Source organism: Streptomyces sp. IBSNAI002, from assembly GCF_052244475.1.
In the GTDB taxonomy this organism is placed as follows: domain Bacteria; phylum Actinomycetota; class Actinomycetes; order Streptomycetales; family Streptomycetaceae; genus Streptomyces.
Map to the genome: position 1 here is coordinate 4,879,872 of NZ_JBQPXG010000002.1, position 15,179 is coordinate 4,895,050.

The 15,179-nt window shown below is 72.5% G+C and carries 14 protein-coding genes and 1 riboswitch; of the genes, 7 read left to right on the forward strand and 7 right to left on the reverse strand.

The window, feature by feature from the left end; genetic code table 11:
- Nucleotides 1-81: 81 nt before the first annotated feature.
- Nucleotides 82-657, reverse strand: a complete 576-nt coding sequence (locus ACTVZO_RS23680; RefSeq protein WP_384218622.1) for a TerD family protein — start codon at nucleotides 655-657, stop codon at nucleotides 82-84.
- A gap of 167 nt (nucleotides 658-824) precedes the next feature.
- On the opposite strand from ACTVZO_RS23680, the gene arfB reads away from it, so the two are divergent.
- Nucleotides 825-1,250 (forward strand): alternative ribosome rescue aminoacyl-tRNA hydrolase ArfB, encoded by a 426-nt coding sequence (gene arfB, locus ACTVZO_RS23685; protein WP_443300292.1) that lies wholly within the window; start codon nucleotides 825-827, stop codon nucleotides 1,248-1,250.
- Nucleotides 1,251-1,321: 71 nt separating this feature from the next.
- Here arfB and ACTVZO_RS23690 read toward each other — a convergent pair whose 3' ends face one another.
- Nucleotides 1,322-1,807, reverse strand: a complete 486-nt coding sequence (locus tag ACTVZO_RS23690; RefSeq protein ID WP_443303251.1) for a flavin reductase family protein — start codon at nucleotides 1,805-1,807, stop codon at nucleotides 1,322-1,324.
- Nucleotides 1,808-2,193: 386 nt separating this feature from the next.
- Here ACTVZO_RS23690 and ACTVZO_RS23695 point away from each other — a divergent pair, with 386 nt between their 5' ends.
- Both ACTVZO_RS23695 and ACTVZO_RS23700 read left to right on the forward strand, forming a co-directional pair.
- Nucleotides 2,194-4,026 (forward strand): diguanylate cyclase domain-containing protein, encoded by a 1,833-nt coding sequence (locus ACTVZO_RS23695; RefSeq protein WP_443300293.1) that lies wholly within the window; start codon nucleotides 2,194-2,196, stop codon nucleotides 4,024-4,026.
- Nucleotides 4,027-4,094: 68 nt separating this feature from the next.
- Complete coding sequence (locus ACTVZO_RS23700) at nucleotides 4,095-5,129, forward strand: CBM35 domain-containing protein (RefSeq protein ID WP_443300294.1); 1,035 nt, start codon at nucleotides 4,095-4,097, stop codon at nucleotides 5,127-5,129.
- A gap of 15 nt (nucleotides 5,130-5,144) precedes the next feature.
- Here the strand turns inward: ACTVZO_RS23700 and ACTVZO_RS23705 are convergent, their stop codons facing one another.
- The 3 genes from ACTVZO_RS23705 to ACTVZO_RS23715 form a co-directional block, all read right to left on the reverse strand.
- Entirely contained in the window at nucleotides 5,145-6,068 is a 924-nt protein-coding gene (locus ACTVZO_RS23705) for a 1-phosphofructokinase family hexose kinase (RefSeq protein WP_443300295.1), read from the reverse strand.
- A gap of 100 nt (nucleotides 6,069-6,168) precedes the next feature.
- Nucleotides 6,169-7,332, reverse strand: a complete 1,164-nt coding sequence (gene nagA / locus ACTVZO_RS23710) for an N-acetylglucosamine-6-phosphate deacetylase (RefSeq protein WP_443300296.1) — start codon at nucleotides 7,330-7,332, stop codon at nucleotides 6,169-6,171.
- The gene (locus ACTVZO_RS23715) at nucleotides 7,332-8,225 is read right to left on the reverse strand and encodes an ROK family protein (RefSeq protein WP_443303252.1); all 894 of its coding nucleotides are present in this window, start codon (nucleotides 8,223-8,225) and stop codon (nucleotides 7,332-7,334) included. The genes nagA and ACTVZO_RS23715 overlap by 1 nt, the downstream gene beginning before the upstream one ends.
- Before the next feature lie 205 nt (nucleotides 8,226-8,430).
- Between ACTVZO_RS23715 and ACTVZO_RS23720 the strand changes: the two genes are divergently transcribed.
- The 3 genes from ACTVZO_RS23720 (at nucleotide 8,431) to otsB (ending at nucleotide 10,941) form a co-directional block, all read left to right on the forward strand.
- Entirely contained in the window at nucleotides 8,431-9,735 is a 1,305-nt protein-coding gene (locus ACTVZO_RS23720) for an extracellular solute-binding protein (RefSeq protein ID WP_443300297.1), read from the forward strand.
- Between the two features lie 58 nt (nucleotides 9,736-9,793).
- Nucleotides 9,794-10,030, forward strand: a complete 237-nt coding sequence (locus tag ACTVZO_RS23725) for a DUF3263 domain-containing protein (protein WP_069921326.1) — start codon at nucleotides 9,794-9,796, stop codon at nucleotides 10,028-10,030.
- A gap of 62 nt (nucleotides 10,031-10,092) precedes the next feature.
- Nucleotides 10,093-10,941: a trehalose-phosphatase gene (gene otsB, locus ACTVZO_RS23730; RefSeq protein WP_443300298.1), complete on the forward strand. Its 849-nt coding sequence runs from the start codon at nucleotides 10,093-10,095 to the stop codon at nucleotides 10,939-10,941.
- Nucleotides 10,942-11,022: 81 nt separating this feature from the next.
- On the opposite strand, the gene ACTVZO_RS23735 is transcribed toward otsB, so the two are convergent.
- Nucleotides 11,023-12,483, reverse strand: a complete 1,461-nt coding sequence (locus tag ACTVZO_RS23735; protein WP_443300299.1) for an alpha,alpha-trehalose-phosphate synthase (UDP-forming) — start codon at nucleotides 12,481-12,483, stop codon at nucleotides 11,023-11,025.
- Between the two features lie 47 nt (nucleotides 12,484-12,530).
- On the reverse strand, nucleotides 12,531-13,508 hold the full coding sequence (locus ACTVZO_RS23740) for a glucosyl-3-phosphoglycerate synthase (protein ID WP_443300300.1): 978 nt from the start codon (nucleotides 13,506-13,508) through the stop codon (nucleotides 12,531-12,533).
- Nucleotides 13,509-13,704: 196 nt separating this feature from the next.
- Nucleotides 13,705-13,856: riboswitch (SAM riboswitch) on the forward strand.
- Between ACTVZO_RS23740 and thrC the strand changes: the two genes are divergently transcribed.
- Nucleotides 13,850-15,148: a threonine synthase gene (thrC, locus tag ACTVZO_RS23745; RefSeq protein WP_443300301.1), complete on the forward strand. Its 1,299-nt coding sequence runs from the start codon at nucleotides 13,850-13,852 to the stop codon at nucleotides 15,146-15,148. (Overlaps the previous riboswitch by 7 nt.)
- Nucleotides 15,149-15,179: the final 31 nt, after the last annotated feature.

Consider the following 15,179-nt stretch of genomic DNA (forward strand, 5'->3'; position numbering starts at 1 on the left):
GCCGGGAGGGGGCTTCACCGCAAAACCGCCGGTGATGCCGGTGACGCCGGTGTTGCCGGTGTTGCCGGCGTCAGGACTTCATCAGACGTTGACGCCGAAGTCCTGCGCGATGCCGGTGAGGCCGGAGGCGTAGCCCTGGCCGACCGCGCGGAACTTCCACTCGGCGCCGTTGCGGTACAGCTCGCCGAAGACCATGGCGGTCTCGGTCGCCGCGTCCTCGGAGAGGTCGTAGCGGGCGATTTCGGCGCCGCCGGCCTGGTTCACGACGCGGATGTACGCGTTGCGGACCTGGCCGAAGTTCTGGCTGCGGGCCTCGGCGTCGTAGATGGAGACCGGGAAGACGATCTTGTCCACGTCGGCGGGGAGGCCGGCGAGGTTGACGTTGATGGCCTCGTCGTCGCCCGCGCCCTCGCCGGTGCGGTTGTCACCGGTGTGGACGATGGTCTGGTCCGGGGTGGACTTGTTGTTGAAGAAGACGAAGTGGCCGTCCGAGACGACCTTGCCGGTCGGGTTGACCGCGATCGCCGACGCGTCGAGGTCGAAGTCGACGCCGGTGGTCGTACGGACGTCCCAGCCGAGGCCGATCGTGACGGCAGCGAGGCCCGGGGCCTCCTTCGTGAGCGAGACGTTGCCGCCCTTGGACAGGCTGACAGCCATGGGAATGTCCCTTTCCTCATCCGACATGCACGTACGGCGGTCAAGTTACCGCTCACCCCTCTAACGCCACGAGAGGGCCGTCGGGTTCCCGGGGTGAAATACGCGCGACCGCGCGCGGCCGTTTAATGAGGGTGACGGGGCGCGGGCGGGCACGGATCATAGGGGGCATGCCTGGTCCCTATGTCATCCGCGGTTCGGTCGTGCTCCCCGAGGGCGAGCTCGCCTGGCGCTTTTCGCGGTCCTCCGGACCGGGCGGCCAGCACGTGAACACCTCGGACTCGCGCGTGGAGCTGCTGTTCGACGTGGCGGCGACCAAGGCGCTGCCGGAGGTGTGGAAGGCGCGGGCACTGGAGCGGCTCGCCGGGCGGCTCGTGGACGGGGTGGTGACCGTACGGGCCTCCGAGCACCGCTCGCAGCTGCGCAACCGGGAGATGGCGCTGGTCCGGCTGGCTTCGCTGCTGGCCGAGGCGACGGCGCCGCCGCCGAAGCCGCGCAGGGCGACGAAGATCCCGCGGGGGATCAACGAACGGCGGCTGCGCGAGAAGAAGGCGCGCGCCGAGACCAAGCGCGGCCGCACCGGCCGCGACTGGTAGCCCACGGGCACAGGCACAGGCACGGGCACGGGCCACGTTCGGCCGGCTGCCCGCGGGGCGGGCCCTGCCGTTCAGCCGCCCAGGTGCCGGTAGCGGCCGCGGAAGTACGTGAGCGGCTGTCCGTCGGGGGAGGGCAGGCCCGCGCTCAGGACGCGGCCGATGACCAGTGTGTGGTCGCCCGCCTCGACGCGGTTCTCCGTACGGCATTCGAGGGTGGCCAGCGCCCCGCTCAGCAGCGGGGCCCCGGAGATCTCGCCGCGTACGGACGGGAGGTCGGCGAAGAGCAGCCGGTCGCTGATCCGGCCCTTCATGGCGAACCTGCCGGCGATCTGGAGCTGGTGGTCGGCGAGGAGCGAGACCGCCCACAGCGGCTGGTCCGCCAGCAGGTCGTCCATCCGGGAGCCCTCGCGCAGGCTCACCAGCACCAGCGGCGGGTCCAGGGACACCGACATGAAGGCGGTGGCCGTCATCCCGACGTCCTCGCCGCGCGGGCCGTCCGCCGACAGGGGGGCCTCGTGCGCGGTGATCAGGCACACGCCCGCCGCCAGCCGGGACATGGCGGCCCGGAACTCTTCGTCGCTCACTCCCTCAGCATGGGGGCTGTCGTCGGGCACTGTGGGTACGGGGGTCGTCTTCAGCACGGTCCGAACGCTAATCTCGCCTCCCCGCGCGCACATCGGGCCCTGGTCCGAGTCGCGTCCCCGCCCCTTGTCCTAGGCCTCAGGCGTATCGTTTGCTCCCGGGAACGGCGGGGGAGCGTTCCCGGCCGGCAGCCGCCCCGACTCGTTCATATTCATCTCATGTGACTTGAGTCACAGAGAGCAAGATTTGTTGACCCTGTGTACCTGCCGCACAGCTCACTGTGATTCAGTGGACGGGACACCGCAACGAAACGCCGATGACAAACCTGGAGTTGCTGTCGAGGTCTCGGGGAGAGCGAGCAATGGAGACCGAGTCGGAGCCGTACGTCCGTCTTGCGACCCTGCGGCAGCTGCACCGGGTGGTGGCCGAGCTCAATACGGCCCGGAGCCTGGCGGACACTCTGCAGACCGTCGTGGACGGCATCGTCGTGGGCCTCGGCTACGAACTCGCCTGTGTCAACCTCGTACGCCCTGACGGTGATCTCGTCGTCGCCGCCTTCGCCGGAGACCCCGCCGCGGAAGCCCTCATCACCGGCCGCGTCGGCTCCCGGGCCTCCTGGGAACGCCGCCTGATGATGGGTGAGGACTGGGACGGGCTGCGCTTCATCCCGCACACCGAGGGCTGGGTCCTCATGGAGGACGACGTCCCCCAGTGGCACACGGACGGCCCCGAACCGCGGTTCGAGGACGAATGGCATCCCGAGGACCGGCTCTACGCACCCATGTACGCGTCCGGCGGGGAACTTCTGGGTGTCATTTCGGTGGACAGACCGCGCAACGGCCGCCGGCCCGGCGCCTGGGGCCGCGAGGCGCTCCAGATGTACGCCTTCCAGGCGGCGATTGCGATCAGCAACGCCAGGCTCCGCGCGAACATGCAGCGGGCCCTGGTCCGCCTCGAGCGCGAGCAGCAGGCGCTGCGCGCCAGCGAGGAGTCCTTCCGGCAGGCCTTCGAGTACGCGCCCAGCGGCATGGCCATCGCCGAGATGGGCGGGGACCAGCACGGCCGCCTGCTGCGGACCAACGACGCGCTGTGCCGGCTGCTGGGCCGCCCGGCCTCGGTGCTGCGCCGCTACTCCTTCTCCGACCTGGTCCACCCCGAGGACATCGGGACCCTGCTGCGGACCTCCGCCGAGGGCGGGCGCGCCGAGCTGCGCCTGGGCCGGCGCGACGGTACGTATGTATGGGTCTCGCTGCGCAATTCCGTGGTCGCCGACGCCGCCGACGGGCCGCGGTTCCTGCTCACGCACGTCGAGGACATCGAGGAGCGCAAGCGCCACGAGCTCCAGCTCGCCCACCGGGCCAGCCACGACTCGCTGACCGGCCTGCCCAACAGCGCCGAGCTGCGGGCCCGGCTCGGCGCCCGCCTGTGCCGCAGACCGCAGTCCGTACGGGCCACCGCCGTCGAGGCCCTGGACGCGGCCTACGAGGGGCGCGACGGGCACGAGGTGCGCGTGGGGGCGGGTGGCGGCGGCGAGCACGGCTTTCGACCCGACGGCCAAGGCCCCGGCCCCGGTCCCGGTCCCGGTCCCGCCCACGATCCCGCCCACGGCTCCGGCTACGGCCCGGGGCCCGGCTACGGCCCCGGCCCCGGACCGGGGCCCGGACCCGGACCCGGACCCGACCGGTTCGGCGCGCCCGACTCCTACGAGTACCCCGGGGCGGTGCCCGCCCAGGCGGACGGCCCGTACGACCACCACGTGCACACCGTGGCGCCCGCGAGCGACGTCGACGACGGGACGAAGGGGCTCGCGGTGCTCTTCTGCGACCTCGACGGCTTCAAGTCGATCAACGACCGGTTCGGGCACCACACGGGTGACGCGGTCCTGATCGAGGTGGCCCGGCGGCTGACGACGGGCGTCAGGGACGGTGACACCGTCGCTCGGCTGGGTGGTGACGAATTCGTCGTCCTCGCCGACGGGCTCGGCGCCGCGGACGCCGCCGATCTCGCCGTCCGGCTGCGCAACGCGATCATCCCGCCGATCCGCGTCGACGGCCGTGCGGTCCGTGTCGGGGCCAGTTTCGGCATCGGCTGGGCCAGCTGCGGCATGTCGGCGGACGAGGTGCTGCGCTCCGCCGACCAGCGCATGTACATCGAGAAAAGGTCCCGCTCCAAGGCGCACCGCAGGGCCGGCTGAGGCGATCGGCCGCTCGTGGGTGCACGTGTTCGGGGTAGGCTCCCGGGGGTCGAAAGGAGTGACCTGCGATGACGACGCCCGCGAACAACGGCCCGCACGGTGGGGCGAACAAGCCCGAGGACGACGATCCGTTCGGCTATCTCTACGCGGACGGCCAGGCCGCCGGAGCCACACCGCCCGGTCAGGGCGGCGGATACGGCTACCCCGGGCCGACGGGCGGCGGTCAGCCGGGTCCACAGCCGGGGGTCCCGCGCACCTCGCACCACCAGGTGCGCACGGTGGGCGAGCGCCGCAACGGCGGCGGCCAGCGCGGTCCCGTGCCCCAGCAGCCGGGCCCCGCGCAGCCCTCGTACCAGGCGCAGTACCAGGCCCCCGAGGCACTCCAGGCGGGCGGCTACGGCGTCCCGCCGCAGCAGCAGCCCCCGCAGCACCAGACGCAGTCGATCGCGCACCCCGGCGGGCACGGCGGCGGCAACGGCGCCGGCGGTTCGAGCCGCAAGGGCCTGCTCATCGCGGCGGTCGCGGTGGTCGGCGCGGTCGCGATCGGCATCGGCGCGGCCCTGGCGTTCGGCGACGACGGCAAGGAGAAGTCCGGCGACACGGCGGGGGGTCAGCAGTCGGCCGCCCCGCAGAACTCGTCGAGCCCGGCCCCCAGCGACGCTCCGAAGCCGTCCGAGGCACCGCTGCCGAAGGCCGACTTCGCGGGCGCCGGCATGTCCCTCACGGGCGGCGCGATGCTGCAGAACACCGTGCCGGGTGCGAAGAGCGCGGGCGGCCAGTACGTGGGCGGCCTGAACGCGCAGGGCGCCGCGGCGACGTGGACGCTCGACGTGCCCAAGGCGGGCGGCTACAAGCTGAAGATGACCTACGGGGTGCCGGGCAAGGACGCCACCACCACGCTGACCGTCAACGGCGAGGCGCAGGCCCGGGCGGTCAACATGAAGAACTTCTCCAAGGCCGCCGAGGGCGACTGGGCCAAGGGCTGGACCAACACGTGGTCGAGCGTGCAGCTCAAGCAGGGCACGAACACGATCAGGATCTCGTGCGAGGCCGGCAACCAGTGCGACGTCCTCCTCGACCAGCTGTGGCTCGAGAAGGAGTGACGCGAGTGAGGCCGTCTAGTCGGCCCGCGTGACCTTCACCGACCCCCGTACCTCCTCGTAGGTGCGGGGGTCGAACTCTCCCGCCGCCGGAGCGTGCACGGTGGCCGCCGACAGGGCGACCGCGCGGGTCAGCCGCTCCGGCCAGTCCAGGCCCTCGGCCAGGGCGGACAGCAGCCCGGCGACGGCGGAGTCGCCGGCCCCGGTGGGGTTGCCTGCCAGGGTGCGCGGCGGGGCCGCGCGCCAGGCGCCCTCGGGGGTGGCGGCCAGCAGGCCGTCCGGGCCGAGCGAGGTGACCACGGCGTGGGCGCCGCGGCGGCGGGCGTCGCGGGTGGCGGGCAGCGGCTCGCGCGATCCGGTCAGCTCGGCGAGCTCGGCGGCGTTCGGCTTGATGATCTCGGGGCGGGCGGCGACCCCGCGGCGCAGCGCCTCGCCGCTGGTGTCCAGCAGGACCGGCACCCCGGCGGCGCGGGCGGCCCGTACGAGCACGGCGTACGCGCCCACGGGCACGCCGGGCGGCAGGCTGCCGCACAGGGCCACGGCGCGGGTCCCGGCCGCCAGCAGGTCCTCGTACCGGTCCAGGAAGGCGGACCACTCCGCGGCCGTGATCAGCGGGCCGGGCTCGTTGAACTGCGTGGTGTCCCCGGAGGTCTCGTCGACGACGGCGACCGTGCGGCGGGTGGGGCCCGCGCAGGGGAGCAGGGCGTCCGCCACGCCGCCGGACCGTGCGAGCAGGTCACGTACGACGGCGCCGACCGGCCCGCCCGCGAAGCCCGTCGCGGTCACCTCGTGGCCGAGGGCGGCCAGCACGCGGGCCACGTTGAGGCCCTTGCCGCCGGGGCGCTCGGAGACGGCGGCGACGCGGTGCGAGGCGTGCGGGAGCAGCCGCGGCACACGGTAGGTCACGTCGAGCGCGGTGTTGAGCGTGACGGTCAGGATCATTGGGCTCCCCCGGGTCTGTTGCTGCCGGGATCATGCCAAAGAGAAAGCGGTCGGCCCAGTCCTGCGGGCCGACCGCTCGCCGTCTACAGCCGGTTGGCCGTCAGACGCCCTGCTGTGCGGGCGGGCTGACGATCCATTCGCCGCGCCGCATGACGCCCCGGACGTCGAACTCGGCGTCCAGGACGACGAGGTCGGCGTACTTGCCGGGCTCCAGCGAGCCGATCTCGTCGTAGAGGCCGATCAGTTTGGCCGGATTGGCGGAGATCGCCTGGACCACGGACTCCACGGGCAGCTTGTCGACGGTCACCGAGCGTTTGAAGGCGGTGTCCAGGGTCAGCGTCGAGCCGGCGATGGAGCCGCCCTCGACGAGGCGGGCCACGCCGTCCTTGACCTCGACCTCGAGCGGGCCGAGGTGGTAGGTGCCGTCGCCGAAGCCGGCCGCGTCCATCGCGTCGGTGATCAGGGCCACGCGGTGCGCGCCCGCGTGGTGGAAGGCGAGTTCGAGCGCGGCCGGGTGCAGGTGCGTGCCGTCGTTGATCAGCTCGACGGTGATCCGCTCGTCTTCCAGCAGCGCGGCGATCGGGCCGGGCTCGCGGTGCGCGAGGCCGGGCATCGCGTTGAAGAGGTGGGTGGCCACGGTGGCGCCCGCGTCGATGGCGGCGCGCGTCTGCTCGTACGTGGCGTCCGTGTGCCCGATCGCGGCGATGACCCCGTGCTCGGCCAGCAGCCGTACGGAGTCCAGGCCGCCCGGGAGTTCGGTGGCGAGGGTGAACATGCGGGCGGCGCCGTGCGCGGCGTCGATCAGCTTGCGGACCTCGGCCGGGTCGGGGTCGCGGAGCAGGTCCGCCTTGTGGGCGCCCTTGCGGCAGGCGTTGATGAACGGGCCCTCGAAGTGGATGCCGGCGATCTCGCCCTGCTGGGTGAGCTCGGCGAGCAGTCCGGCGCGGCGGGCCAGTTCGTCGAGGTCCCCGGTGACGGTGGAGGCGACCAGGGTGGTGGTGCCGTGCTCGCGGTGGGTGCGGACGCCCTTCAGGACCTCGTCGGCGGTGCCGGAGGTGAACGAGGCGCCGCCGCCGCCGTGGTTGTGCATGTCGACGAAGCCGGGGACGATCCAGTGCCCGGACAGGTCCACGACCCGCGCGCCCTCCCGGGCGCTGCCGGCGATGCGGTCGCCGTCGACGATGACCCGGCCGTTGGCCACGGTTCCGGTGGGCAGCACCACCCTGGCGCCGGAGAGAACAGTGCTGTGCGCGCTTCCGGACATCAGGCAGGTACCTCCGTGGCGAGTAGGTCCCAGGCGAGCAGCCCTGCGCCCAGGCATCCGGCGGTGTCCCCGAGGGCCGCCGGAACGATGTGGGGCAGCCGTTGGAACGTCACGCGTTCCTCGACGGCCGCCCGTAGCGGGGTGAACAAGGTTTCCCCCGCCTCCGCCAGCCCGCCACCGATGATCAGAGTGCGCGGGTCCAGCAGGGTGATCGCGGTGACCAGGCCGTCGGCGAGGGCGCCGACGGCGGTCGTCCACACCTCGACGGCGCGTGCGTCGCCGGATTCGACGGCCTTGGCGCAGTCGGCCGCGTCGGCCTCGGGTTCGCCGCTGGCGGCGGCCCAGGCGCGGGAGACGGCGGAGGCGGAGGCGAGGGTCTCCAGGCAGCCGTACTGGCCGCAGCCGCAGGCCGGGCCGCCGGGGCGGACCACGATGTGGCCGATCTCGCCCGCGTAGCCGTGGGCCCCGGCCTCGATGCGGCCGGCGATGCCGATGGCTCCGGCGATGCCGGTGCCCAGCGGCACGAAGAGGAACCGGTCGGCGCCCCGGCCCGCGCCGATGCGGCCTTCGGCGAGGCCACCCGTGCGCACGTCGTGGCCGAGGGCCACCGGGATGCCCCCGAGCCGGCCGCTGAGCAGCGCCCGCATCGGTACGTCGCGCCAGCCGAGGTTCGCCGCGTAGACGGCGATCCCGTTCTCGGCGTCGACGATGCCCGGGACGGCGACTCCGGCGGCCGAGGCGGCCTCTCCGCAGCGCTCCCGGCCGATGGCGAGCAGCTCGGCGGCGAAGTCCTGGATCGTCTCGACGACGGCGTCGGCGCCCCGCTCGCGGCCGGTGGCGCGGCGCGCCTCGTGCAGCAGGGTGCCGTCGGCGGCGACCAGGGCGGCCTTCATCCCGGTGCCGCCCACATCGAGGGCGATGACGTGTTTCACGGGTTTCACAGAGGACAGTCTCGCGTGCTTCACGGGGAAAGGTCTAGTCCATTGAGAGGGATTGTTGAGTGGCCATACAAATTCGGGACCAAGGATGTGGACCAGCGGCCAAAGTGGTGTAGACCTTACGTGGATCGTACGTACAACAAGGGGTGGACCGAGAACTGTGAACCGCCGATACCTGCGCCTGGCCGCGTCCGGCGCCGCACTGTGCCTGACGGCCGTGACACTGACCGGCTGCGGAGCCGTCGGCGGACTCACCGGGAACAACGAGGTGACCCTGCGGGTCGTGGCGGCCGAGTACGGGGACAATCCGCAGAACTCGTCGGCCACCTACTGGAAGACGCTCGCCGAGGACTTCGAGAAGACCAACCCCGGGATCAACGTCGAGGTCAGCGTCTACTCCTGGTCCGAGGTCGACGCCAAGGTCGCCGAGATGGTCAAGGCGGGCAAGGCCCCCGACATCGCGCAGATCGGCGCCTACGCCGACTACGCCGAGGCGGGCAAGCTCTACACGGCGGACGAGCTGCTCTCCGTGAAGACCGAGGCCGACTTCCTCGGGCCGCTCGCCGACGCGGGCAAGGTCAAGCGGATCCAGTACGGGCTGCCCTTCGTCGCCAGCACCCGGCTGCTCTTCTACAACGAGAAGCTGCTGGGCGACGCCGGGGTCATCCCGAAGGACTCCAAGAACGGCTGGCAGCCCAAGAGCTGGACGGAGCTGGAGGCGGCCGCGAAGAAGCTCAAGGGCGCGGGCGTCGCCACCCCCTTCGCGCTGCCGCTGGGCCGCGAGGAGGCCCAGGCCGAGACGATGATGTGGATGCTGGCGGGCGGCGGCGGCTACACCGACAACGAAGAGCAGTACTCCATCGACTCCACCGAGAACGTCAAGGCGCTGGAGTTCCTCCGGGACAAAATGGTCGGCCAGGGCCTGACCGGGCCCGTGGAGCCGGGCAAGCTGGACCGGCAGGCCGCCTTCGACGCCTTCACGCGCGGCGAGGTCGGCATGCTCAACGGCCACCCGACGCTGATCAAGCAGGCGGCCGGCAAGGGTGTGAAGTTCGGCATGGTCACCATGCCCACCGCGGACGGCACCGAGCACTCGGCGATGGGCGTCGCGGACTGGGTGATGGCCTTCAAGAACGGCCACCGCAAGGAGTCCGGGAAGTTCCTGGACCACCTCTACGAGGCGAAGAACGTGACCGCCTTCACCACCATGTACGACCTGCTCCCGGTCACCACCACCGGCTACCGGGCCGCGCAGAGCGGCACGGCGGGCGGGACCGCGCCGCAGCTGAAGACCTTCCTGGACGCGCTGCCGTCCTCGCGGCTCTACCCGGTCGGCAAGAAGTCCTGGGCGGGCGTCAGCGAGGACATCAAGCAGCACATCGGCCAGGCCGTCGAGCCGGGCGGGCAGCCGGTGAAGGTGCTGGAGGAGATCGCGACGAAGGCCAGGGCGGCCGACCCGCGCTGACCCCTGGGCCGGCCGGGGCGGCCGGGCCGGTGTCGGTGGGCGGCGTTAATCTGGCGGTATGACGGACGACGGGCGGCTGACGGCCACGGAGGCCGCGGTGCTCGCGTACGAGGGACGCACCTGGCCCGGGCCCGGGGCCAAGGAGCGGGCGATACGGGAAGGGCTGGGGATGACCCCGGTCCGCTACTACCAGCTGCTCAACGTGCTGATGGACGACCCGCGCGCGCTGGCCCACGCGCCGGGCACGGTCAACCGCCTGCGCCGGATCCGCGAGGCCCAGCGGGCCAGGCGGTAGCCGGACGGGCGGCGCGGTCCGCGCCGTAGCCGTCGCTCTGCTCGGCCGTTAGGGTCGTCCGTATGGGGAGCCATCCGCACGACTTGCCGATGCCCGTCACCGCAGCCGGACGCGAGGGCCTGGAGGCCCTGCTCCGCGCACCCCGCCGTTCCGTGGTCGCCCTTGACTTCGACGGCACCCTCGCCGAGATCGTCCCCGACCCGGACCAGGCGAGGGCCCACCCCGGAGCCGTGCCGGCGCTGTCCGCGCTCGCACCCGAAGTGGCCTCCGTCGCCGTGATCACCGGCCGGCCGGCGGGCGTCGCCGTCCGCTACGGGGGATTCGCCGGGGTCCCCGGCCTGGAGCACCTCGTCGTCCTCGGCCACTACGGGGCCGAGCGCTGGGACGCCGTCAGCGGGATCGTGCACGCCCCCGCCGAGCACCCCGGGGTGGCGGCGGTCCGGGCGGAGCTGCCGGGCTTCCTGGACTCCATCGGGGCCTGGCAGGGCACCTGGATCGAGGAGAAGGGCCGGGCGCTGGCCGTGCACACGCGGCGCGCCGAGGACCCGGAGGCGGCCTTCGCGGCCCTGCGCGAGCCGCTGGCCGAGCTGGCGGCCCGGCACGGGCTGATGGTGGAGCCGGGGCGCGCGGTCCTGGAGCTGCGGCCCCCGGGGATGGACAAGGGGGTCGCCCTCACGGAGTTCCTGGCGGAGACGGGCGCGGAGGCGGTGCTGTACGCGGGCGACGACCTGGGTGACCTCGCCGCGTACTCGGCGGTCGAGAAGCGGCGGGCCGACGGGTTGCCGGGGCTGCTGGTGTGCAGCGGCTCCGCGGAGGTCCCGGAGCTCGCCTCCCGAGCCGACCTGGTCCTGCCGGGCCCGTCCGCGGTCGTCACCTTCCTGGCCGCCCTGGCCACGGCCTTGCGGGCCTGACCGGGGCTCCGGCGTGTCGGGGGGCGGAGCCCCGGGGGGCAGGGCGGAGCCGGGGCTCCGGGCGTGGGAGCGGACCGCAGGTCAGGCGCGCAAGGCCGAGAGCTGGGCTTCGAACCAGGCCGCCGGGGGGAGGGCCGTCGCCGCGGCGGCCAGCCGTTTCGTGCGCTCCGCGCGCTCCGGCTCCGGCATGGACAGCGCCGCGTGCAACGCCGCCGCCGTCTCCGTGACGTCGTACGGGTTCACCGTCACCGCGTCCGCCCGCAGCTCCTCGTACGCCCCCGCCCCGGTGGACAGCACCAGCGCGCAGCCCGCCTCCGACACCACCGGGATCTCCTTCGCCACCAGGTTCATCCCGTCCCGCACGGGGTTCACCAGCGCCACGTCCGCCATCCGGTAGGCCGCCAGCGACCGCGCGAAGTCGTCCTGCACGGACACCAGCACCGGCTGCCAGTCCTCCGTGCCGAACTCCGCGTTGATCTCCGCGGCCAGCTCCGAGACGGCCGCCGTGTAGTCCCGGTACACCTTCAGGTCCTGCCGCGACGGGTACGCCGAGGCCAGGTGCACCACCCGGCCGCGCCACTCGGGGTGGACCGTCAGCAGCTCCCGGTAGGCCAGCAGGCCCCGCAGGATGTTCTTCGACAGCTCCGTCCGGTCCACCCGGACGATCGTCCTGCGGTCCCCGACCTCCGCCCGCAGCTCCGCCAGCTTCCCGTCCACCTCCGGCCGGTGCGCCAGCGCCCGCAGCTCGTCCGCGTCCACGCCCAGCGGGTACTCCGTCACCTCGGTGAACCGCTTCTCCCCGTACCGCCCGTCCGCGGTCATCCGCCGGTGGTGCACCCCGGCCGCCCCGTTGCGGGGGAAGAAGGCGTCCGCGATGCCGTGCGCGTCGTCGCGGGTGGCGCCGCCGACGAAGTTGGACGCCCACGTCGACGTGTGGAACCCGAGCCGGTCCGCCCCGAGCATCCCCCACGTCAGCTGGCTCAGGATGTCGGCCGGGAGCATCTCCAGGAACTCCCGCGACGCCCACGGCGTGTGCGTGAAGTGCCCGATCCGCAGGTCGGGCCGCAGCTCGCGCAGCGCGCCCGGGACCAGCGCCAGGTGGTAGTCCTGCACCAGGACGCACGCGCCGGGCGCCGCCTCCTCGGCCAACGCCCGCGCGAAGGCTTCGTTGTACGCGACGTACGACGCCCAGCGCCGCCGGAACTCCGCGTCGAAGACCGGCTCGCGCGGGACGTCGTACAGGTGGTGGTGGGTGAACCACAGCACCGAGTTCGCGATGCCGTTGTACGCGTCGTCATACATCGTGGGATCGATGTCCAGCATGCGGACGCCCGGCTCGGAGACGCCCCGGCGGACCGCCTCCCGGTCCGCGTCCGACAGCGCCGCGCAGATCCACAGCGCGTCCGGCTGCCGGGCCAGCGCCGCGGAGAGGCCGGAGACGAGGCCGCCTCCGCCGCGCCGGGCGCTGAGCGAGCCGTCCGTGCCGAGCGAGTACGAGAGGGGGCCGCGGTTGGCGGCGACGAGTACCTGGGATGCAGCCATGTCGCGAACCTAGCCCGGCCCGGCCTCGCGCAAACTTCCGAAACCCGTCAGGCCGCGCGCCGCAGGGCGTACTCCTTGATGCCCAGCATCGGCGGCCGCTCCTCGGTGTCCACCGGGTAGGTGCGCGGCACGAACCCGTCCGGCCCCCGCTCGAACTGCGTCAGCTCCGGCCGTACGAGATGGCCGCGCGAGAGCCGCAGCTGCGCGGTGCGGTAGATCGCGGCGGCCATCCGGCCCAGCGCCTGCCCGTCCTGATGGCGGTGGAGCCGTACCCCCACGTCCACCTGGGCCAGCGCGTCCAGCCCGACCGTGTGCAGGGCGTCGACCAGCAGGCCCAGCTCGACGCCGTACCCGACGGGGAAGGGCAGGCGTTCGAGCAGGGAGCGGCGTACGGCGTACTCGCCGCCCAGCGGCTGGACGAAGCCGGCGAGCTGCGGCCAGTGCAGGTTGAGCAGCGGGCGCGCGACGAGCTCGGTGACCCGGCCGCCCTGGCCGGGGGACGTGCCGGAGGGGGGCCCGTCGAATTCCGGGCCGAGCGGCCGGTCGTACATGGCCTTCACGAACTGCACGTCCGGCTCGGTCAGCAGCGGCCCCACGATCCCGGAGACGAAGGTGGCCGAGAACTCCCGCAGGTCGGCGTCGACGAAGCAGACGATGTCCCCGGTGGTGGCCAGCAGGGAGCGCCACAGCACCTCGCCCTTGCCGGGCAGCGCCGGAATCCGCGGCAGGACGTCGTCCCGGTGCACCACCCGGGCGCCGGCCTTCGCCGCGACTTCGGCTGTAGCGTCGCCGGAGCCCGAGTCGATCACGACGAGCTCGTCCACCAGGGGGACCGGCAGTCCCTCGATCAGCTCGCGGCGGATCACCTCGACGATCGCGCCGACCGTCGCCTCCTCGTCGAGCGCCGGCAGCACCACGCTGACCGTGGTCCCAGCTGCCCGTTTCCGGTCCAGCAGCTGGTCAAGCGGTCGGTCGGCGGCGGACCAGGAGCGGTCGGCCAGCCAGCGCTCCACCTCTTCCAGCACTCTGAGACTCCTTGCACATCGATCGGCTTGCGGGTCGGATTGACCGAAAAGTGATCCATCTCGCGGTTCGGACGGCTGTCTCAACCGTTCGGACCTTCGGTTACAGTCTTGAACAACGCGCAGGACCGCCGCATGCCGGGGGGCCTCGCGTACAAACGCACCGGCGCGCCATAGAGCGCGTGTGCCGGTGCCATACCGCTCATCCAGAGGGGCAGAGGGACACGGCCCGTTGAAGCCCCGGCAACCCTCCAGTCGGTTCTCGCGATGCGACACGCATCCTGCGGGGCCCCGGCTAGGGAAGGTGCCAATTCCGTCTCATGGCGAAGTGCGCCATGGGGAAGATGAGGAGAAAGGGCCTCGCCATCATGGCTGCACAGACTGCTTCCACCTCTGTCGATCTCGGACCCGCCACCGCGCTTTCCTGTCGCGAGTGCGGTACCCGTTTCGAACTCGGACCCATCTTCGCGTGCGCCGAGTGCTTCGGACCTCTGGAAGTCGCCTACGACCTCCCGACCGGTGACCCCGAAGCCCTGCGCGCCGCGATCGAGGCCGGTCCGAACAACATCTGGCGCTACGCGCCGCTGCTGCCGGTCCCCGCGGACGTGGCCTCCAAGCCCAGCCTGAACCCGGGCTTCACCAAGCTCGTGGACGCGGCCAACCTGGCCAAGGAGCTCGGCGTCACCGGCAAGCTGTACGTCAAGGACGACTCCGGCAACCCGACGCACTCCTTCAAGGACCGCGTCGTGGCCATCGCCGTCGAGGCGGCCCGCGCCTTCGGCTTCACCACCCTGTCCTGCTCCTCCACCGGCAACCTGGCCGGCGCCGTCGGCGCCGCGGCCGCCCGGGCCGGCTTCCGCTCCTGCGTGTTCATCCCGCACGACCTGGAGCAGGGCAAGGTCGTCATGGCCGGTGTCTACGGCGGCGACCTCGTGGGCATCGAGGGCAACTACGACGACGTGAACCGCTTCTGCTCCGAGCTCATCGGCGACCCGCTGGGCGAGGGCTGGGGCTTCGTCAACGTCAACCTGCGCCCGTACTACGGCGAGGGCTCCAAGACCCTGGCGTACGAGATCTGCGAGCAGCTCGGCTGGCAGCTGCCCGACCAGATCGTCATCCCGATCGCGTCCGGCTCGCAGCTGACGAAGATCGACAAGGGTCTGCAGGAGCTGATCAAGCTCGGTCTCGTCGAGGACAAGCCGTACAAGATCTTCGGCGCCCAGGCCGAGGGCTGCTCCCCGGTCTCCTCCGCCTTCAAGGCCGGTCACGACGTGGTCCGGCCGCAGAAGCCGAACACCATCGCCAAGTCCCTGGCGATCGGCAACCCGGCGGACGGCCCGTACGTCCTGGACATCGCGCGGCGCACCGGCGGCTTCGTCGAGGACGTCAACGACGAGCAGGTCGTCGAGGCCATCAAGACCCTCGCGCAGACCGAGGGCATCTTCGCCGAGACCGCGGGCGGCGTGACCGTCGGCGTCACGAAGAAGCTCATCGAGAACGGGCAGCTCGACCCGACGCTGACCACCGTCATCCTGAACACCGGCGACGGCCTCAAGACCCTGGAGGCGGTGGCCGCGGACAGCGGGCAGACCGCCACCATCCGCCCGAGCCTGGACGCGTTCCGCGCCGCCGGCCTCGCCTGACCCTCCCTCCCCGTACTACCGGAAAGGCAGT